The organism is Ramlibacter sp. MMS24-I3-19, assembly GCF_050320135.1.
Lineage (GTDB): Bacteria > Pseudomonadota > Gammaproteobacteria > Burkholderiales > Burkholderiaceae_C > Ramlibacter.
This window is the reverse complement of sequence record NZ_CP190017.1, coordinates 4,085,857-4,104,626: the sequence shown is the minus strand read 5'-3', so window position 1 is coordinate 4,104,626 and position 18,770 is coordinate 4,085,857. Positions and strand designations below refer to the sequence as shown.

The following is an 18,770-nucleotide window of genomic DNA, read 5'->3' as shown; positions in this document are numbered from 1 at the left end:
CCGGCCGATGACGAATGTCGGCAAGCCAGGCCGATCTGCTCGTCACAGCTTCATGGGACGCCCGTCACCGGGTGCAAATCAGGAATTGCCGCGACACGACGGAATTGCGACGGCGACACGCCCCTGTGCTCCTTGAAGAAGCGCGAGAAGTTGCCGGGCGAGGAGAAGCCCAGTTCCATCGCCACCGAGGTCAGGGGCTCCTCGCGCATCGTCAGCCGGCGCACCACTTCCTCCACCCTGACCGCGCTCCAGAACACCTGGGCGTTGTGCTCAGCTGGTCGCGCAAGAGCGAGAAGAAGTGTGCGCGGGACAGTCCCACCTTGCACCGTAGTACGGCGGGACGCGTCCAACTTGCAGGGCACGCGTGTCCGCTAATGGCCGAAAGCCGACAGGTCAGTCCGCGTAGCCCGGCATCTCCCGGTCGAGCACACGCATCATGGCGGCGAAATAGAGCGCTTCGCGCTCCGCCTGCGAGTGGCTATTGCGAGGGTTTGGCGCCTCGACCTTCTTCACTGTCGCCTCGTCCAGGATCGAGAGGGGCCGACCCGTGGACATGGCCAGGACCTGCGCGCGGCAGACTCGTTCCAGCTTGTACAGGCGACGGTATGCCTGCCCGACGGTGTCGCCAACGACGAGGACACCGTGGTTCTTCATGAACACGATCTGCTTGTCCCCCAGAACGGCAGCGAGGCGTTCCCCTTCGCTCAGCGAGGCGGCCAGCCCCGTGTACCCGTCGTCGTATGCGATGTTCCGCGTGAGGAACGCGGCCGTCTGGCTGCCGGGCAACAGGCGGTTGTCCTCCAGCATGTTCAACGCCAGCGCCCAGGTCTGGTGGGTGTGCAGGACAACGTTGGCGCCGGTGATTCTGTGCAGCGGAGCATGGATGCTCAGCGCGCTCAGTTCCAGGCTGCCATCGCCTTCCAACACCTCACCCGCCTCGTTGAACACGATCAGGTCGCTGGCCCTCGCCTCGGACCAGTGAAGGCCAAATGGCAATACCAGATAGCGGTCCTCCTGGCCAGGAACGCGCATGGTGAAGTGGTTGTCGATGCCTTCTTCCAGGTCGTCGTAGACAGCGAGGCGGTTCGCCGCGGCCAGATGGACGCGCGCTCGCCAGATGTCCTCGTTTCCGTGATTCATTTCTCGTGCTCCTTCAGTGCTGCAGAACGACTGGCGACTTCTCGCTCAGTCCACGGCGATCGATTCTCACCAGTGGCGACCGAAGCGCCAGAGTAGAACTACGGTCCAGCGCGACCATCCCGAATGCCCGCTTGAGGCCGTCCCGTGGGATCGCCGGCTCTGTCTGCTCCGACACCGCGAGGCGCGGCCGAGCCACGGCTGACCAATCGATCTCCACAAGCCGTGCCAGGGATTGGTTGAAAGACTGAACCCGTTACAGCGCCCGCATCACTCAGTCGCACGTGTAAGGAGTACCCGCCCCATGACTTCCCGTGCTTACCGCCCTCACACCAACCCCGTGAACGCGGACGACCTGCCCGAAGCCGAGGACCTGTACGACGACTTCCATGAACGCGCCGCGCTCGCCCAGATGCGCGAACGGCACGCGGAGAGCGCGCATTTGGCGGAGGACGAGCTCGCGTGGCTCTGAGGCGCGCTCGGCGCACGGAGAGGGCGGCTTGAGGAATCAATGGCCGCTATCTGGCGCTGCGGCTCGGAGAGGATTGGGCAAAATGCCTGCCTCGGAAGACTCCATGCTCATCCTCCGCACCTCCCCCGCTTCGCCCTTTGGCCGCAAAGTTCGCATCGCAGCCGAAGTGGCCGCCGTTGCGGACCGCATTCGCATCGAGAACGCCGACACCGGCAATCCGGACGACAGCCTGCGCCGGCAGAACCCGCTGGGCAAGATTCCCACGCTGCTGATGGAAGACGGCGAGCCGTTGTTCGACTCGCGCGTCATCGTTGAATACCTGAACGAGATCGCGCCGGCTCCGGTGCTGGTGCCCTCCGGCGCACAGCGCATCCCGGTGTTGCGCCAGCAGGCGCTGGCCGACGGCATGCTGGACGCAGCCATTCTCCAGGTGTACGAGGGACGCTTCCGGCCGCCCGAGCTGCACAGCGAGAAGTGGGTCGCGCACCAGCGGGGGAAGATGGAGCGCGCCCTGGCGTACATGGCGCATCACTTGTCCGCGCCCCGCGCGGGTGCGCCCCACATCGGCGAGATCGGACAGGCCTGTGCGCTGGGCTACATGGACCTGCGCTTCGCGGGAAGCTGGCGCAGCGAATATCCGGCGCTCGTCAGTTGGCTGGAGGATTTCGCGCGTCGCACGCCGGCTTTCGCGATGACGGCACCCTGATCTGTGTCGTAGGTGACAAGTGCCCCTCCAACCCATCCCTTGCATAGACACTCCACGGCTGCAGCTGGTACCAGTCCACGATCGACACTTGCCGGACTTGCTCGCCGTCAATGGCAACGACGAGGTGACCCGCTTCGTTCCTTACGCGACTTGGACGTCCCTGGACGATGCCCGAGCCTGGCTCGAGCGCACGCAGAAGCATGTCGAGGCCGGCGGCAGCAGGCAGCTGGTGTTGCAGCGGCGTGCGGACGGGCGCGCGATCGGCACGCTCCTGCTGTTCAAGCACGACGAGGCCAGCCGCCGGCTCGAGTTGGGGTACGCCCTGGGTCGCGCCGATTGGGGCCGCGGATACATGCGCGAAGCAGTCGACGCCGCCTGTCGCCACGCGTTCGAGGTGCTTGGCATCCGTCGCCTCGAGGCGGAGGTCAATCCAGCCAACGTGCTTTCGTGCCGGCTCCTGGAATCTCAGGGCTTCCGCCTTGAAGGCACCCTTCGACAGCGATGGACAGCGAAAGCCACGACCTACGACTCGCGCATCTACGGTCTGCTGCACGACGATCCCCGGCCGATGCATTGACGCGAAGACAGCGATCGTCCATTTCTGGCCGGGAGCTGTCCTGGCACTGGCTGGATTCCGGGAATGACCGGCGTAGGGAGCATGCGTCACTGCCGTTGCGCAGCCCTTCGCGCGAGGGGTTCCACTTTCAGGTCCGGCGCTGGAGGACCTGGCCGGGCCGTTCGCCGGTGGCCTGGCCGTGGCGCCAGACGACGCGGCCGTTCACCACGACGGCTTCGATGCCGCGCGCGGGCGCAATCGGGCGCTCGTAGCTGGCAGCCTCGTCGATGGTCTCGGCGTCGAACAACGCGAGGTCCGCATACGCGCCTTCCTGGAGCACGCCGCGATCGGCAAGGCCGAAGTTGCGCGCCGTCAGGCCGGTCATCTTGTGCACCGCCTGCTCCAGCGGGAACAGGTTCAGGGTGCGCCGGTAGTGCCCCAGCACGCGCGGAAAGCTGCCCCACAGGCGCGGGTGCGGTGACGCATCATGCGGCAGGCCGTCGGATCCGATCATCGTGTCCTCGAACTGCAGGATGCGCTGCACGTCGGCCTCGTCCATGCGGAAGTAGATCGCGCCCGCGGGCAGCAAGCGGCGCACCGCGTCATCCTGGCTCACGCCCATCTCGCGCGCGATCTGGTCGAGGTTGCGGCCGTTGTACTGCGGCAGGGGCTTGGACCAGGTCACGATCACGCGTGACGAGGTCGCGGCGCGGTCGGCCGACAGCACCGTGGAGCCGGCGGTGTAGGGGTAGCAGTCCAGGCAGATCGGCTGCAGCGCCATGCTGCGGCGGATGAAGGCGAGCGTCTCCTCCGAGCGGCCGTAGTTCTTCTGGCCGATCACCTTGTGGTGCGAGATCACGACCGGCACGCCGACCTCGCGGCCGATGCGGAAGGTCTCCTCCAGCGAGTCCATCACGCCTTCGGCTTCGTTGCGCATGTGGGTGCAGTACAGGCCGTTGAAGTCCTTCAGCGGCCGGCACGTCTCGATCACCTCCTCGGTGGGCGCGGCGATCGCCGGTTCGTAGAACAGGCCGGTGGAGACGCCGATCGCGCCAGCTTCCATCGCTTCCTGCACCAGCGCGCGCATCTGCGCGACCTGCCCCGGGGTCGCGGGCTTTTCGAGGTCGTCCAGCGTGGCGACGCGCAGTGTCGTGTGGCCGACCAGCATCGCGCAGTTCGTGGCGGCCGGCTGCGCGCGCAGCGCCTGCAGGTAGGCCCCGAAGGTGCGGAAGCGGAACCAGCCACCTTCGTCGTCGAGCAGGTTCAACGGCGGGGTGACCGGGTCCGGGATCGGTCGCGGCATCGGAGCGAGCGAGACGCCGCAATTGCCGCCGATCACCGTGGTGACGCCCTGGCTCACCTTGGGCGCCATCGCACCGCCGGAGAGCAGCATGCGGTCGTCGTGCGTGTGCGCGTCGATGAAGCCGGGCGCGGCGACGCGTCCGCCGAGGTCGATCTCGGTGCGGCCGCTGGAGCCGGCGAGGTCGCCGATGCGCGCGATGCGATCGCCGCGCACGCCGATGTCGCCGGCAAAGCGCGGGGCGCCGGTGCCATCGACGATTTCCGCGTTGCGGATCAGGAGGTCGAATGCTTGCTGCATGGAAGGAAGAAGGAAGAAGGGTTCAGAGCAGGGCGCCGCGGGCTTCGATCGGCCACACGTCTTCGACGACGTCGCCGCGGATGCAGACGAGTTCGTCGTAGAGATTGACGGTCGGGTCGCAGTGACCCGGCACGAGGTGCAGCGCGTCACCCAGTGCTATCGGCGTGCCTTCGTCCACGGCCAGCGTGCCGTGTTCGTCGGCGGCCTTGACGTACCGCAAGCCCGGACGTTGCCAGACGCGCGGCAGCCCGCTGTCGACGCTGGACGCCTTCAGGCCTGCATCGACCACCGCGCGCGCCGGCGTGGTGTGGCTGAGGACTGCGGTGCGCACGAAGAGCGCGTGCTCGAAGGCGACCTCGCCCGAGCCCGTCTCGTTGGCGCCATAGTCGGCGTCCATGAAAACGTAGGAGCCGGCTTGCAGTTCGTCGAACACCCCGGAATCGCGCTCGTGCACGAAGGTGCCGGTGCCGGCGCCGGTGATGCGCGGCACCGGGATGCCGCGCGCGAGGATGCCGTCCCGGGTCGCGATGGCGCGCCGTGCGGCAGCCGCGATGGCTGCGCGGCGCTCCTCTGGCCGGCGAAGGTGTTGCGCTGGCCCGTGGTAGCACTGCAGGCCGGCGAATCGCAGCGCAGCGCTGTCGGCGACTTGCGCGGCCAGTCGCGCCGCTTCCTCGCCGGGTGCGACGCCGCAACGACCGGCCCCGACGTCCACTTCCACGTACACGTCCAGTTCCACGCCGGTCGCGCGGGCTGCGGCGGCATACGCGCGCACCTGCGCGGCATCGTCGGCCAGCACGCCGATGCGGGCCCGCCGCGCCAATTCGGCCAGCCGCCGCACCTTGGCGTCTCCGACGACCTGGTTGGTGACCAGCACGTCGGGGATGCCGGCCTCGACGAACACCGCCGCCTCGCTCACCTTCTGGCAGCAGATGCCCACCGCGCCGTGCGCCATCTGCCGCCGCGCGATCTCGGGGCACTTGTGGCTCTTGGCATGGGGGCGCAGGCGCACGTCGCTTCCGGCCAGGGCCTGCGCCATGCGCTGCAGGTTGCGCTCGAACGCATCGAGGTCGAGGACCAGCGCCGGCGTGTCGATCGCCGTGACCGCATCGCCGGTCCGCGCGGCTTTCCAGGGACTCATCGCGCCGTCAGTCGACCTTGGCCCCGGAGGACTTGACCACCTTGGCCCACTTCTCCGTCTCGCGGCGCGACAGCTCGCGGAATTCCTCCGGCGTGCTGGGCGTCGCATCGGCGCCCAGCGTCTTGAAGCGCTCGCGCACGGACTGGCTGTCCAGCGCAGTGCGGATCTCCTGGTTCAGGCGCGTGACGATGTCCTTGGGCAGGTTGGCCGGGCCGACCAGGCCGCCCCAGGAAATCACCTCGTAGCCGGGCACCGTGTCGGCGATCGGCGGGATGTCCGGGAAGGTGGGGGAGCGCTGCACCGAGGTGATGCCCAGGGCGCGGACCCGGCCCTGCTGCACCATCGGCGCGATCGCCGGGGTGTTGGACATCAGCACCTGCACGCCGCCGCCGATCAGGTCGGTGATCGCCGCGGTGGCGGCCTTGTACGGCACGTGCAGCATGCGCACGCCCGTCATCGACTTGAACAGCTCCATCCCGAGATGCGCCGTGGTTCCGTTGCCGTCCGAACCGAAGGCCAGCTTGTCGGGGTTCTTCTTCGCGTAGGCGATCAGCTCCGGAATGCTCTTGACCGGCACGTCGTTGTTGACCGAGACGATGTTGACCACGCGCACTGCGTTGGAGATCAGCGTGAGGTCCTTCTCCGCGTCGTAGGGCACGTTGGCCAGCAGCGACTTGTTGGTGGCCAGCGATACGACGTTGCCGTATCCCAGCGTGTAGCCGTCGGCCGGGGCGCGCACCACCTCCATCGTGCCGATCACGTAGGAGCCGCCCGGCTTGTTGTCGATCACGATGGGCACGTTCATCTGCCTGGACAGCTGGTCGGCGAGCGCGCGCATCAGCACATCGGGCGCGCCGCCTGGAGCGGACGGCACGATCAGGCGGATGGGCTTGTCGGGATACGCTGCAAAGGCAGCTTTGGCAGGAGCCAGCGCGAACGCCAGCGACACCAGGGAGACGGACAACAGACGTGAAATCATCGAAACGAACTCCGGTTGATGAACGGTGAGCTGCTGCCGGCAGCCGGCGAACGGACGAACGTCAGGCCACTAGGCTGCTGCAGGTGCGCCGGGCGGCATCTGCAAGTGCCACTCCGTGGCTTCCTGCACCGCCCACCCGATGCGCAGGGCCGTCGCCTCCTCGCTGGCACGGCAGACGATCTGCAGTGACGTGGGCAGGCCGTCGGCCGCGATGCCGTTCGGCAGTGCCAGGGCGGTCAGGTCCAGGTAGTTCGCGAACCGCGTGTAGTGCGCCGGCGCCTTGGTCTGGTCGACTTGCTCCAGGGGGACCGCCGTGGTCATCGTGGTGGGCGTCAGGAGCGCATCGATGCCTTCCATCGCCGCTGCGAACTGCGACTTCATCGTCTCGCGCATGCGCAGGGCCTCGATGTACGCGGTGGAAGAGATGTCCCGTCCCGCAGCGATGCGCGGGCGCACGTGCGGATCCAGCGGCGCCGCTTCGTCGTCGATGAGCGAGGCGTAGAGCGCGTAGCTCTCGGCCGCCATGATGCGCAGGTTGAAGCTCGCCACGTCGGCGAACAGGAACGGCAGCTTCACGTCGACGATCTCCGCGCCCAGGCGCTCGAACTGCGCCAGCGAACGGTCGTAGGCGGCCAGCACGTCGGCCGAGGCATGCTGGCGCTCCACGTCAGGCATGCGCGCCAGGCGCAGGCCACGCACCCCGCGCTTCAGCGTCGGCATGGGATTGACGTAGTCGAGTCCGCGAGTCAGCGGATCGAGCGGATCGGCACCCTGCATGACCGTGTACAGCAGCGCCGCGTCCTCGACCGAACGCGCCATGGGCCCGGGCGTGTCCAGCGTGGGGCTGAGCGGCATCACGCCATGCGTGCTCACGCGGCCGATCGTGGTCTTCAGCCCGGTGATGCCGCACCAGGAGGCCGGCAGGCGCACCGAGCCGCCGGTGTCGGTGCCCACTGCCCACGGTGCCAGGCCGGCTGCGACGGCCACGCCGGACCCGCTGCTCGAGCCGCCCGGCGTGCGTGCACGCTTCGGGTCCCAGGGGTTCCACGGCGTCCCCCGCCGCGTGTTCGTGCCCCAGCCGCCCATCGCGAATTCGACGGTGTGGGTCTTGCCCAGGACGATCATGCCGCTGGCGATCAGGCGCCTGGCGAGCGTGGCCGTGCGCGTCGCACGCCTGTTCGTCCAGGCCTCGCAGCCGCCGCTGACGACACGGCCCTCGAGTTCGATGAGATCCTTCAGCGCGATCGGGACGCCGTGCAGCGGGCCGACGGCATGGCCGGACCGGATCGCCGCTTCCGCACCCCGCGCGGCAAGCCGCGCATCGTCCGCATACACCTCGGTGTACGCGTGCAGCTTGGGGTCATGGCGCTCGATGCGGGCGAGATACGCCTCGACCACGTCGATGGGTGACAGTGCGCGCGCGGCAATCTGGCGCGCGACCTCGTGGACGGGGAGACGGGTGAGGTCGTTCTGGTTCATGGTGTCGTTCCTGGTGCTCCGGCGCGGTCAGGCATGGCCCAGCACGGCGCGCGGGACGTAAGGTTGCTCCAGCGCCGCGATGTCCTCGGCGGTCAGGGTCACGTGGATGGCGGCCACTGCCTCGTCGATGTGCGACGTCTTGCTGGCACCCGCGATCGGCGAGGTCACGCCCTTGTGCAGCAGCCAGGCGTAGGCCAGCGTCGCGGGCGACACGTCCTTGCGGGCTGCAAGCGCGCGAAGGCGCTCGCGCACCTGCAGGTCGGCGTCGCTGCCGTAGAACCTGCGCGTGGTCGCATCCGCGCCGGCGCGGGCGGAAGCGGCCGCACCGTCGGCGTTCGGAGGACTGGCGAGGAAACCCCGCCCCAGCGGGCTCCAGGGCAGAAGCGCCACGCCCTGGTCGCGGCACAGCGGGATCATCTCGCGCTCTTCCTCGCGGTAGACGAGGTTGTGGTGGTTCTGCATGCTGACGAAGCGCGTCCAGCCATGCTCCCTGGCGACCTGCTGCATCTTGGCGAACTGCCACGCCCACATGCTGCTCGCGCCGAGGTAACGCACCTTGCCGGCCTTCACCAGGTCGTGCAGTGCCTCCAGCGTCTCCTCCAGCGGCGTGGCCGCGTCGAACCGATGCACCTGGTACAGGTCGATGTAATCGGTGCCCAGCCGGCGCAGCGAGGCGTCCACCGCATGGAAGATGCGCTTGCGGCCGAGGCCGTCGCAATTCGGCCGGCGGCGGAATGAAGCGGCATCAGTGCCATCGAACGCCATGTCGACGGGGTTGTAGACCTTGGTCGCCACCACCGCTTCCTCGCGCCGCGCGCCGGGGAACATCTCGCGCAGCAGCCGGCCGGTGATCGCCTCGCTCTCGCCGCCCGAGTACGTGTCGGCCGTGTCGAAGAAGTTGATGCCCAGGTCCACCGCCCGACGGAACAGCGGCCGGGCGGCAGCCTCGTCCAGCATCCATGGCCGCCACGCGGTCGAGCCGAAGGTGAGCGTTCCCAGGCAGATGCGCGACACCTCCAGGCCGGAGGCGCCGAGTCGGACGTACTGCATCGGCCGCGGAACCGGCGGAGAGACTGGATGCACGGGATGCGCGATCACTGCGGCTGGACGCCGCTTTCCTTCAGGATCTTTTCGTACGTGGCCGAGTCCTTGCGGATCAGCGCCGTCATGTCTTCGGGCGTGCCGCCCATCGGCTCGAGCGCGTAGTCCGAGAACTGCTTGCCGAGGTCGCCCTGCAGTGCCTTGTTCAATTCGGTATTCAGGCGCGCGACGACGGCCTGCGGGGTCTTCGCCGGAACGACCATGCCGATCCACGTGCTGGACTCGTAGCCGGGGATGCCGGCTTCCGCCACGGTGGGCAGGTCAGGCAGCAGCTGCGAGCGCTTGGCGCTCGTGATCGCCAGCAGGCGCAGCTTGCCATCCTTGGCGTAGGGGACCGCCTCCGGGGCGGTCTGGAACATCGTCTGGATCTGGCCGCCTAGCAGGTCGTTCATGGCCGGTGCGCCGCCCTTGTATGCGACGTGCAGCACGTTGACGCCGGCCATGGAGGCGAACTGGCGCGCGGCCATGTCCTGGCCAGTGCCGATCCCGGCATTGCCCATGGTGATCTTGCCGGGCTGCGCCTTGGCCAGCGCGATCAGCTCCTGCACGCTCTTGGCCGGCAACGACGGATGCACCAGCAGGATGTTCGGCTGGTTGGCGAGCTTGATGACGGGCGCGAAGTCCTTCAGCGTGTCGAAGCCGGTGCGCTTGTAGAGGAACTGGTTCGCAGCGAGGACGCCGGAGCTCGTCACGAAGATCGTGGACCCATCGGCAGGCTGCCGGGCGACAAATTCGGCCGCGATGTTGCCCGAGGCACCCGCGCGGTTGTCCACGACCACCGGTTGCCCGAGCGTCTCGGTGAGGCGCTTGCCCACCGCCCGGGCCACCATGTCCACGCTGCCGCCGGGCGGGAACGGCACCACGAGCTTGATCGGCCCGGTGGGCCAGGTCTGGGCGGAAACGCTGCCCGCCGCCAGCAAGGCCAGCGCAAGCAGGCCACGACGCATGTGATTGACGATCATCTTGTCTCCTTGTCCGTGAAGCGAAAAAAAGGTGCGCGCAGGTCAGCCCGCGCGCTTCTGTTTCTGGGCCTCGATGGCGTCCATGATCACCTTGGTGGATCCCATGATGTCGGGATACTTCTCGCCCGCATCGATGCGGGCGAGGGTGCGCTTCTCGTCCTGCATCATCTGCAGCGCGCGCTTCGCGGACTCGCGGATGTCGGAGGCCGGCAGCACGAGGATGCCGTTCTCGTCGGCGAGGATGGCGTCGCCGGGGCTCACGGCCACGCCGCCGCACGTGACCGGCACGCAGAACTCGCCGCCCAGGCCGAGCGTCTTCACGGTCACGGCCGACGTGCCGCGCGACCACACCGGCACGCCGTACTGGCGCAGCTCGCCGAGGTCGGTGACGAGGCCGTCGACGATGATGCCCACGACACCGGCCGCTCGCGCCGCATAGGCCACGGCCCCACCGATCGTGGCAATCGCCTCGTCGCCGCAGCGGTCGATCACGAGCACGTCGCCGGGACGAGCCTGGCCGACCGCGTAATGGACCATCGCGCCATCCATGCCCGGCGCACGAAGCGTGACGGCGGTGCCGGCGATGCGGCGGTCCTGGAAGTGCGCCCGGATCGCCGGCGTCATGAATCCCGTGTAGCGGAAGTGGCCGATGACGGCGGGCTCGGCTTGCACGAGCAGTTGCAGGAGTTCGGGGTCGACGGGCTTCGGAAGGGGGTTGAGGACGTACATCGGGAACAGCTGGAAAGCGGGTGGACGCGGCAATCTAGCGGCATGCCCGCATTCTGGAAACCGAGTTATTCCGAACCGAGTTGATAAGATTTCCGCATCATGCGGATTACCCTGAGGCAGGTGGAGGCCTTCTACTGGACCGCGACGCTGGGAAGCGTGCACGCAGCGGCAGAGCACCTGAACTTCAGCCAGCCAGCGGTGTCCGCCCGCATCAAGGAGCTCGAGTCCACGCTCAATGTCGAGCTCTTCACGCGCAAGAACCAGCGCGTGAAGCTGACCGACGATGGCCGCAACGCGATCGCCTACGCGGAGCGCGTGCTCAGTGCAGGGCAGGAGTTCGAGCGCCTCGGGCATGCAGGTCCGGCGCTGGAGGGCCGCCTGCGGCTGGGCTCCGACGAATCGACAGCGATGGTTGCCCTGTCGGACATCCTCACCCAGCTCAAGCGCAGGCACCCCCGGCTGCTGGTCGAATTGACCATCGATGTCGGCGCTGTCCTGAAGGAGAAGCTGCGCAAGCGCGAGATCGACATCGCCCTTCACACGAGCGCCAGCGCCGTGCTGCACGTGTTCGACGAGCAACTCGGATGGGTCGATTTCCAGTGGGTCGCCGCGCGCGACCTCGACGTCCCCCAGGTCCGTTCGTCCCTGCGCTCGCGACGAAGTTGCCGATCATCACCAACTCGCCGCCTTCCACGCTCAATGCGGCGGTGCGGCAGTGGCTGCGCAGCGGTGGCCTCGATTTCGACGCCGTGAACTCGTGCAATTCACTGTCGTTGATGCTGCGCCTCGTGCGCGCAGGCCATGCGATCGCCGTGCTTCCCACGCCCGTGTTGCGCGAACAGCTCGCCAGCGGCGAGGTGCGCTGCCTTCCAGCGGAACCGCGCATTCCGCCCATCGCGTATTACGCGTCCTACGTGAAGGACGAGTCGGGCCGCGACGTCTCCGTGGTCGTGGAGATCGCCAGGACGGTCCTCGCTGATGCGCGCTTCTTCACGGATGCGCCAACGTCAGCCCAGACTTCCTCTTAGCCGCACGCCCGCGGCTGGAGCCGCCGTCAGCGTCATCAGGATGTCGGCGTACCAGGCGCAGTTCAACCCCAGCGACTCGTCCTGCAGGCGGTCGCGAGTGCCCATGTCGAACTGCGACGAGTGGATGCCCAGCAGCGACCAGGGCAGCCCGGAGGCGTCGCCCTCTCGTCGCATCAGCACGGGCGCGCCGCTGGCGCCTCGGTGCAGGCGTGCATCGGTCAGGAAGAAGCCGCGGCCCTGGAATCTCACGCCGAAAGCAGAGGCGAGAGTAGCCTGCCGCACGACGGGCAGTCGGTGCAATGTGTCGTAGAAGCCGAGCGGGAATCCCACGATAGCCAGCGGCGCAGCAGCGTGGCGTCGCCGCCTGAGTCCTGGCCCTGCATCCATGCGGCATGACCATGCACGAATAACGAGACCTCGACGACGGCACTGCGGGCGAGGTCGTGCGGGTCGACATGCACGTCGAACTCAACTCTGTCAGGCCGGTGGCCCGAGGCCGCGTCGAAGAACACATGCCGGCTGGTCACCAGGAACAGGTGCTCGTCACGGCGGAACCAGAAGCCCGAGCCGGACGTCAGCGGGGCGGTGCCGGCGAACGTCAAGACGCGGACCGCGTTGAACAGCAAGGCCTCGATCCATGCCCGATGCTGCACCTGCGTGGCGGCTCGTGCTTGATCCGCAGGTAAGTCTTTGTCCGGAGCCCGCCTCCTCGGTGGTTGGCGGCTGCGGCTGCCGGAGGTTGGTCTACTGCCGCGGCGTGTCGGTGGAGTCGAGCAGCGCGTGCAACGCCGTATCCGCACAGGCTCGCAACTGCTGCGCAAGAAGCGAGAGTTCGCACAGGTGAGGTTCGTATCTGCCCTGGCCGAGCCGGTCGAGATCGCGCTCTGCATCAAGGGCGGCCGACTCGAGGTTGCGCCACTCGAGCAACTGGGCGTCGAAGTTGGATCGATTGCCGTGCACACGCACTTCTAGCGCGTTCACGCCAAGCGTACGGTGTTCCCGCCCGATCTGGCTGGCAAGGGACTGTAAGACCCACGCTGCAGCTCGGTGCGTCACGCTCTGGGGCGCCAGCCGGTCCGCGGCCGTCTGCGCGATCTGCGTCATCAGCGATTGTGAGTAGCGCAGCATGAGCACCAGCAGCGATTAGGCTGGCAAAGTCGCGCGTGCAAAGGACCTCGAGGGGCTGGACGCGTGGTCAGGCTCTCTCCGTGTTTGCTGCCCTCCGGTCCCGCTCCGCGCGCCAAAGGGCATAGCTAGCCACCGTGGTCCCATATCGCTTCACCAATGGCCTGACGAGGCCGTTCTTCGGTTGGGTCTCGGACCGCCTTGGGCGGGAGAACACCATGGCCCTGGCGTTCGGGCTGGAGGGCATCGCGATGACGCTGTGGCTGCTGACGCGCGACAACGCCCTGTTGTTTGTCCTGCTGTCGGGGGTGGTCTTCTTCGGCTGGGGCGAGATCTTCTCGCTGTTCCCTTCCACGCTGACCGACACCTTCGGCACGACGCACGGCACCACCAACTACGGGTTCCTGTACATGGCGCAGGGCATTGGCTCGATCCTCGGCGGTCCGCTCGCCTCGCTGTTGCACGACGCGACGGGGAGCTGGGCGCCGGTCTTTGCACTCGTCATCGGAATGGATCTGCTCACGGCCGGGCTGGCGTACTTCGCTCTCAAGCCGGCGCGGCAGAAGTACCTTCAGGCGAGGTGACCGTGCCCCTGGATCCTCTGAACCAGGCGGCGCGACCCTCGGTCCTGTCCCGGCGCAAGGTTGACCGTGTCGAACGACATCGACGACGCGACGTGGGTCGCTGAAGTCATCGAGCTTGCTCGCGATTCCCGGGAGTGGCGCATGCGGGCAGCGGTGGACGAAGGGCAGGACTTGGACATCCCTCGTGCGGCAGCCGGGGCGCGGTGACACGCCGGGGGAGCAGGCACCAGTGGTGAGTTTCCGGCAATCGATCATCCGGTCAGTCTGTGCCACGAGTGCGCGCGGCGCTGGATCGGTCGCTGACATGCTCGCTTGACGCTCTCCGGCTGGGCTATCGCGTCAGTGGCGTCCGGTACGAGCGGCCAGGCCAAGGCCGGCAAGCGCAGCGACGAGAACGCGCCGCAGGACCGCAGCAAGCAGAAGACCGAGAGCTGACCGCGAGCGCCGCGTTGGTGCGCGGCGACTCTCGCAACTCACGGCGCGTTACCGGCTGCCTGCGGAATCCAGCGCTGAAGACGCGTGGGCCTGTAGAAGAAGGTTGGCAGTGCAGCGCGTCCGTCTTGCTGCAAGCCGCAACCGGCGCGTGGTCCTACGTCCCCCATTCCGCGCGGCTTCCGTGGGATGGATGCAGGAGAACTGAGCATCTCGCTGCCGGCGAATAGTTCGCCGTCGGAGACAAGCACATGCATTCGACACCGAGTCGCGCGGCCCGCAAGAGGGTCGCGCTGGCCGCGTTCACCGGCCTCTGGCTCAGCGCCTGTGGCGGTGGCGGCGGCGGTGATGCGACACCCGTCGCGGCCGCGCCGACCCCCGCCGAAGCGCCCACCGCCGCGGGGCCCTCTCCCTCCGTGAACGGCCCGGCCGTGCCCGCCCCGTCGGGCAGCAGCGCGCCGGTCGCGCAAGGCCCCGCAGCGCCGGCGGCCGGCGGGACCCCAGCACCGGCGCCCGCGGCCAGTGGGACGCCAGCACCGGCGCCGGCGCCCGCGCCGGCCACAGCCGTGTCGCTCGCGCAGACTGGCGAGCTGTGGCTGACCACCTCGCACGCCGGGCAGGTGCAGCGCTACCCCGGGACAGCACGACTCCCCGACGGGACCTACGTGGCCGTCCGCGACGATTCCATTGAGAGGCGCGCCGAAACGTCGGTGCTGCTGCGCCGGCTGGACACGCAGGGCAACCCGGTGGGCGTCGAGACGACGATTGCCGCCGGATCGCGGCCGGGCGTCACGGCGTTTCCGGACGGCAGCTTCCTCGTGACCTGGCTGATGCCCCCTCCGCCCACGTTCACCCTGGAGTTCTTCGTCGCTGGCCAGCTGTTCGACGCCGCGGGGGCGCCCGTGGGTGGCGTCATGTCGCTCGGCAGCGCCTCCAACTCGGCCCAGCCCACGGCGTTGGTGGACGGCACGTTCATCCTCACGGAATTCGTCGTGGACAGCCACGTGAACGGCGCCGGCGCGGTCCTGCGCGGGTTCAGGAGGGACGGCACCTCGACCGGCTTCGTCGCCCAGCTGCGGGACGATGCGTGCGGCGTCAGTGGCAGACCCTCCGCCACGGCGCTGCCCGCCGGCGGCTTCGCGGTGGCGTGGCCGTACACCTGTGGCAGCGCCGCGCCGCACGTGCGCATGCGTGTGTACGACGGCAACGGCACGCTCGCGGGCAGCAGCGAGATGACGGTGGGCTCGGTGGGCGACGGGATGGGGGTCGACAGCGCGACGCTCACCAGCGGCAACATCGTCCTCGCGTGGTCGCTCGGGACGATCCAGCTTCGCGAGGTGCGGACGCTGGTCGTGGACCCCGCGGCCTTGCCGACGTCCTCCGACGCCTCGCGCAGGGTGTCGCCGCAGGGGCGCACGCCCTTACCGGTGAAGGCGCTGGCTGGCGGCGGTTTCGTGATCCCGTGGTTCACGGTGAGCGAGAACGACGCGCAGGCGCCGGTGAACCGCTTCACCAACGCGGGCGAGCCTCTGTAGCAGGCGGCGACGCAGCGGCGGCAGCGTTGGTGCGCGGCGAGAAGGCCGGGACTGAGAGCGCTGCCAAGCAGGCAGCGAACTGGGGGGCGGTCCTGTTGGTCTCGCCGGGGACCCAGTGACGTCCGCTTCTGGCGGGAGCGGACGTCTGGTTGCGCATGCTACGTCGCGGTTCCCTGCGCCTTGGCGTTCAACCGCTCGCCGAACTTGCGCACGTCGATGAGGACACGCTCGTGCGTTCCCGTCCCGATCTCTTCACTCTCGTCCTCTGCGCGAACCTTGAATTCGATGCGCCTGCCAGACACGGCCGTCACCTCGGCCCACGCAGTCACGCTCTGGCCGACTGGCGTGGCGGCCAGATGCCTGACATCCACGCGAGTGCCGACTGCACTCTCCCCGGCCTCGAGATAGGGCTTGATCGCGGCCAGCGCCGCATTCTCGATGGCCAGGATCATCATGGGCGTTGCGAACACCGGCGGAAGCAGCGGATCCTTGAAGCGGCTCGCCAGGTGTTCGACAGTCACTGTCAACGTGTAAGAGCCGACGGCACCTACGGGGATCGTTCGCATGGTTTCAGCCCTTGAAGAAATCAGCCTGAGCCAAGTGGCAAGCGACGAGTCAGGCGAGCCACGCGGACGCGGTCTTCCGCCCACCGTCTCGGCCGGGATTGAATCCCTGATCGATGTTGCCACGACGGGGCTATGCAGAGCCATCGGTCAACGCACGCCGAATATCCCCTCTTGAAAACAGCCTTGCCTCCGATGCCGCGAGCTCGGTCGGCGCGCGATCCTGCGTGGACGTTCATCTCCAGGAGCTCGACATGCCGCAAGGGGACAAGTCCGCAGAGATCGCCAGGGAAAAGCGCCAGGTGGCCGCGACCAGGAAGGATTCGAAAGGCATCGGCCGCCCCGGGGCCGAGGTGCGCGCATCGGCCCCCGTCAACAAGCCTCAAGGTGGAGGCAAGAACAACGGCGCGGGACGCAAAGTCCCCTTCGGGCCGGTCGGCGGTTCGGGCCGCAAGACCAACCTGGCGCGCTCCTCCTGAGCCGCTCGCGGCGGGAACCATGTAGCCCGCCAAGCCGGGCTTTCACATTCGGTGGCTCCGCCCGAGCTTCGCATACGATCCTCAGGATCGAAGGGCGAGCATGGACCCACTGGATTCACTCATGGACGTGTTCCGACTGGACGGCCGCGTGGCGGCCATCACGGGAGGTGCGCGCGGCATCGGCTACGAGACCGCCAGGCTGTTCATTGCCGCGGGCGCGCGCGTTGTGCTGTTGGATCTGGACGACAGGGCGGTGACGGAGGCCGCGACCCGGCTCGGGCCGGCCGCTTCGGGGCTGCGGCTGGACGTGTCTGCCGACGACGATGTCGCCCGCGCCTTTGAATCCATCGTCGCCGAACAGGGCAGGCTCGACGTGCTCGTGAACAACGCCGGCATGGCACTGCGCCGCCCGACCATCGAGCTGTCGTTGGCTGAGTGGCAGCGGGTCGTGGACGTGAACATGACCGGCGTCTTCCTGTGCGCGCGCATGGCTGCCAGGCACATGCTTCACGCCGGCGGCGGCGTGATCGTCAACACCGCCTCGATCATGGGCCTCTCCGGCGGCGGCCTCTACCCGAACATCTCGTACCAGGCCACGAAGGGCGCGGTGGTGAACATGACGCGAGCGCTGGCGGTCGAGTGGGCCGCGGGCGGCGTGCGTGTCAACGCGGTCGCGCCGACCTGGGTCGACACGGAGTTCATCGGTCCCTTGAAGGCCAATGCCGCGCTGATGGACCGGATCCGCCAGATGACGCCACTGGGCCGGCTTGCGCAGCCGGCGGAGGTGGCCCACGCCATCCTGTTCCTCGCCAGCCCCGCATCGGCCATGGTCACGGGCCATGTGCTGGCGGTCGACGGCGGATTCCTGGCGCAGTAGCGCGGCGGATGCAACGGACTGGCAACGGCGCCCGGGGGCGGTTCTTCTTGATGGACATCCTGATCATTGCCGACGACCTCTCGGGCGCCGCGGACTGCGCGATCCCGTTCGCACGGGCCGCACACCGCACGGCCGTGGCACTGCACCCGCTGCATCCGGATCTCGATGCGGACGGCCTCACGCTGTCCATCGACGCGGACACCCGCCGGCTGGACGGCGACGAGGCGGCAGCGCGAACCCGCGCCATCTACACCGCCCGGCGGCGAGCGGGCCAGCGGCTCTACAAGAAGATCGACTCCACGCTGCGCGGACATTGGGCGGCGGAAGTGGCGGCGTTGCGACCGCTCGCAGGCACGGCCATCGTGGCACCGGCTTACCCCGCACTGGGGCGCACCGTGAGCGGTGGGTGCGTCTACGTCGGCGGCCGAGCCCTTGCGGACACCGAGTTGTGGAAGCTCGAACACGAACACCGGCCCGCGGCCATCGGCGCCCAGCTGCTCGAGGCCGGCCTCACGGCTGAATCGCTCGACGCCGATCTGCTGCATGACGATCCCGAAGCACTGTCGGCGCGGATCGAAGCCGCGGCCTCCCGCGGGGTCGATGCCGTGGTCGTCGACACCCGCACCGAGCACGCCTTGCGGGCGCTGGCCCTGGCGACTGCCAGCAGCCGCGGGGGCTTCTTCTGGGTGGGCTCCGGTGGTCTCGCGCGGGAGATCGCTGCTCTTCTGCCATCGCGACCGGCGCACGAGGAGCCTGGCCTCCAGCCATCGACCGGGCCCACCCTGGTCCTCGTGGGAAGCCTGTCAGCGGTGACCGACCGCCAGTGCGCGGTGCTCCAGGAGTCGGGGCGCGTGCGCCAACTGGTCGTGCCTCCTTCAGTCCTGCGGCAAGGCCCGCTCCATGCCGAGTGGCAATCCCTGCACGCCTGCATCGGCGAGCTGCTGGCCACCGGGACCGACCTCCTCCTGCGCATCGGGCGCGAGCAGGGGCTCGATCCCTCCGAAGGGGCGCTCCTTGCTGCGGCGCTTGCAAGGCTCGTCGGTCCCCATTTCGCCAGGACCGCCGCCTTGATCGCCACGGGCGGTGAAACAGCCCGGGCCATGCTTGTCGAGGCCGGGATCGACAGCCTGGACCTGGTGGCCGAACTCCAGGCCGGGGTGGCAGCAGGCCGCCCGCGCCATGGACGGGCGCATCGCCCCTTTATAGTCACCAAGGCAGGCGGATTCGGCGATGAGCATGCGCTCTACGCGGCCTGGTCCCGCCTGCGTCCTGCTCCCTGACCACGGAT

At 68.4% G+C, this 18,770-nt stretch carries 23 protein-coding genes and 1 pseudogene; 11 read left to right on the top strand and 13 right to left on the bottom strand.

All coding sequences use genetic code 11. The features are described 5' to 3' along the window. Positions 1–50: 50 nt before the first annotated feature. Together ACPWT1_RS20370 and ACPWT1_RS20365 are read right to left on the bottom strand one after the other, a co-directional pair. Positions 51–257 (bottom strand): helix-turn-helix domain-containing protein, encoded by a 207-nt coding sequence (locus ACPWT1_RS20370; RefSeq protein ID WP_427912949.1) that lies wholly within the window; start codon positions 255–257, stop codon positions 51–53. A 136-nt stretch (positions 258–393) separates the two neighbouring features. Then, positions 394–1,140, bottom strand: a complete 747-nt coding sequence (locus tag ACPWT1_RS20365; protein WP_427912948.1) for a class II aldolase/adducin family protein — start codon at positions 1,138–1,140, stop codon at positions 394–396. A gap of 301 nt (positions 1,141–1,441) precedes the next feature. On the opposite strand from ACPWT1_RS20365, the gene ACPWT1_RS20360 reads away from it, so the two are divergent. From ACPWT1_RS20360 to ACPWT1_RS20350, 3 genes are all read left to right on the top strand, one after another. Continuing rightward, complete coding sequence (locus ACPWT1_RS20360; RefSeq protein ID WP_427912947.1) at positions 1,442–1,609, top strand: hypothetical protein; 168 nt, start codon at positions 1,442–1,444, stop codon at positions 1,607–1,609. 103 nt (positions 1,610–1,712) lie between these two features. Beyond that, positions 1,713–2,315 carry a glutathione S-transferase family protein gene (locus ACPWT1_RS20355; RefSeq protein ID WP_427912946.1) on the top strand — a complete coding sequence of 201 codons (603 nt, stop codon included), beginning with the start codon at positions 1,713–1,715 and terminating at the stop codon, positions 2,313–2,315. Positions 2,316–2,334: 19 nt separating this feature from the next. Further along, positions 2,335–2,892, top strand: a complete 558-nt coding sequence (locus ACPWT1_RS20350) for a GNAT family N-acetyltransferase (RefSeq protein ID WP_427912945.1) — start codon at positions 2,335–2,337, stop codon at positions 2,890–2,892. Between the two features lie 127 nt (positions 2,893–3,019). Here the strand turns inward: ACPWT1_RS20350 and ACPWT1_RS20345 are convergent, their stop codons facing one another. The 7 genes from ACPWT1_RS20345 to ACPWT1_RS20315 form a co-directional block, all read right to left on the bottom strand. After that, entirely contained in the window at positions 3,020–4,471 is a 1,452-nt protein-coding gene (locus ACPWT1_RS20345; RefSeq protein WP_427912944.1) for an N-acyl-D-amino-acid deacylase family protein, read from the bottom strand. 22 nt (positions 4,472–4,493) lie between these two features. After that, complete coding sequence (locus tag ACPWT1_RS20340) at positions 4,494–5,609, bottom strand: DSD1 family PLP-dependent enzyme (RefSeq protein ID WP_427912943.1); 1,116 nt, start codon at positions 5,607–5,609, stop codon at positions 4,494–4,496. Positions 5,610–5,616: 7 nt separating this feature from the next. Continuing rightward, positions 5,617–6,588: a Bug family tripartite tricarboxylate transporter substrate binding protein gene (locus ACPWT1_RS20335; protein ID WP_427912942.1), complete on the bottom strand. Its 972-nt coding sequence runs from the start codon at positions 6,586–6,588 to the stop codon at positions 5,617–5,619. Positions 6,589–6,657: 69 nt separating this feature from the next. Continuing rightward, on the bottom strand, positions 6,658–8,067 hold the full coding sequence (locus ACPWT1_RS20330; RefSeq protein WP_427912941.1) for an amidase: 1,410 nt from the start codon (positions 8,065–8,067) through the stop codon (positions 6,658–6,660). Between the two features lie 27 nt (positions 8,068–8,094). Beyond that, on the bottom strand, positions 8,095–9,117 hold the full coding sequence (locus ACPWT1_RS20325) for an aldo/keto reductase (protein ID WP_427912940.1): 1,023 nt from the start codon (positions 9,115–9,117) through the stop codon (positions 8,095–8,097). Positions 9,118–9,161: 44 nt separating this feature from the next. Then, positions 9,162–10,130 (bottom strand): Bug family tripartite tricarboxylate transporter substrate binding protein, encoded by a 969-nt coding sequence (locus ACPWT1_RS20320; RefSeq protein ID WP_427912939.1) that lies wholly within the window; start codon positions 10,128–10,130, stop codon positions 9,162–9,164. Positions 10,131–10,172: 42 nt separating this feature from the next. Next, positions 10,173–10,859: an RraA family protein gene (locus ACPWT1_RS20315; protein WP_427912938.1), complete on the bottom strand. Its 687-nt coding sequence runs from the start codon at positions 10,857–10,859 to the stop codon at positions 10,173–10,175. A gap of 99 nt (positions 10,860–10,958) precedes the next feature. Here ACPWT1_RS20315 and ACPWT1_RS20310 point away from each other — a divergent pair, with 99 nt between their 5' ends. After that, the gene (locus ACPWT1_RS20310) at positions 10,959–11,612 is read left to right on the top strand and encodes a LysR family transcriptional regulator (protein WP_427912937.1); all 654 of its coding nucleotides are present in this window, start codon (positions 10,959–10,961) and stop codon (positions 11,610–11,612) included. Beyond that, entirely contained in the window at positions 11,522–11,887 is a 366-nt protein-coding gene (locus tag ACPWT1_RS20305; RefSeq protein WP_427912936.1) for a LysR substrate-binding domain-containing protein, read from the top strand. Before ACPWT1_RS20310 ends, ACPWT1_RS20305 begins: the two co-directional genes overlap by 91 nt. Here the strand turns inward: ACPWT1_RS20305 and ACPWT1_RS20300 are convergent. The 3 genes from ACPWT1_RS20300 to ACPWT1_RS20290 all read right to left on the bottom strand — a co-directional run bounded on the left by ACPWT1_RS20300 (position 11,867) and on the right by ACPWT1_RS20290 (position 12,991). After that, positions 11,867–12,136 (bottom strand): hypothetical protein, encoded by a 270-nt coding sequence (locus ACPWT1_RS20300; protein WP_427912935.1) that lies wholly within the window; start codon positions 12,134–12,136, stop codon positions 11,867–11,869. The genes ACPWT1_RS20305 and ACPWT1_RS20300 overlap by 21 nt on opposite strands. Beyond that, positions 12,133–12,513: a hypothetical protein gene (locus ACPWT1_RS20295; RefSeq protein ID WP_427912934.1), complete on the bottom strand. Its 381-nt coding sequence runs from the start codon at positions 12,511–12,513 to the stop codon at positions 12,133–12,135. The genes ACPWT1_RS20300 and ACPWT1_RS20295 overlap by 4 nt, the downstream gene beginning before the upstream one ends. A 118-nt stretch (positions 12,514–12,631) precedes the next feature. Continuing rightward, positions 12,632–12,991: a hypothetical protein gene (locus tag ACPWT1_RS20290; RefSeq protein WP_427912933.1), complete on the bottom strand. Its 360-nt coding sequence runs from the start codon at positions 12,989–12,991 to the stop codon at positions 12,632–12,634. Between the two features lie 170 nt (positions 12,992–13,161). Here ACPWT1_RS20290 and ACPWT1_RS20285 point away from each other — a divergent pair. From ACPWT1_RS20285 to ACPWT1_RS20275, 3 genes and pseudogenes are all read left to right on the top strand, one after another. Beyond that, a pseudogene (locus tag ACPWT1_RS20285) lies at positions 13,162–13,596 on the top strand (MFS transporter); the annotation flags it as partial. Positions 13,597–13,908: 312 nt separating this feature from the next. Then, entirely contained in the window at positions 13,909–14,031 is a 123-nt protein-coding gene (locus ACPWT1_RS20280; RefSeq protein WP_427912932.1) for a hypothetical protein, read from the top strand. 248 nt (positions 14,032–14,279) lie between these two features. After that, the gene (locus ACPWT1_RS20275) at positions 14,280–15,563 is read left to right on the top strand and encodes a hypothetical protein (protein WP_427912931.1); all 1,284 of its coding nucleotides are present in this window, start codon (positions 14,280–14,282) and stop codon (positions 15,561–15,563) included. Between the two features lie 158 nt (positions 15,564–15,721). Here ACPWT1_RS20275 and ACPWT1_RS20270 read toward each other — a convergent pair whose 3' ends face one another. After that, positions 15,722–16,129 (bottom strand): thioesterase family protein, encoded by a 408-nt coding sequence (locus ACPWT1_RS20270; protein WP_427912930.1) that lies wholly within the window; start codon positions 16,127–16,129, stop codon positions 15,722–15,724. Positions 16,130–16,380: 251 nt separating this feature from the next. On the opposite strand from ACPWT1_RS20270, the gene ACPWT1_RS20265 reads away from it, so the two are divergent. The 3 genes from ACPWT1_RS20265 to ACPWT1_RS20255 all read left to right on the top strand — a co-directional run bounded on the left by ACPWT1_RS20265 (position 16,381) and on the right by ACPWT1_RS20255 (position 18,762). Beyond that, the gene (locus ACPWT1_RS20265) at positions 16,381–16,605 is read left to right on the top strand and encodes a hypothetical protein (protein WP_427912929.1); all 225 of its coding nucleotides are present in this window, start codon (positions 16,381–16,383) and stop codon (positions 16,603–16,605) included. Positions 16,606–16,705: 100 nt separating this feature from the next. Further along, the gene (locus ACPWT1_RS20260) at positions 16,706–17,482 is read left to right on the top strand and encodes an SDR family NAD(P)-dependent oxidoreductase (RefSeq protein WP_427912928.1); all 777 of its coding nucleotides are present in this window, start codon (positions 16,706–16,708) and stop codon (positions 17,480–17,482) included. Positions 17,483–17,532: 50 nt separating this feature from the next. Further along, positions 17,533–18,762, top strand: a complete 1,230-nt coding sequence (locus tag ACPWT1_RS20255) for a four-carbon acid sugar kinase family protein (RefSeq protein WP_427912927.1) — start codon at positions 17,533–17,535, stop codon at positions 18,760–18,762. The last annotated feature ends 8 nt before the right edge of the window (positions 18,763–18,770 follow it).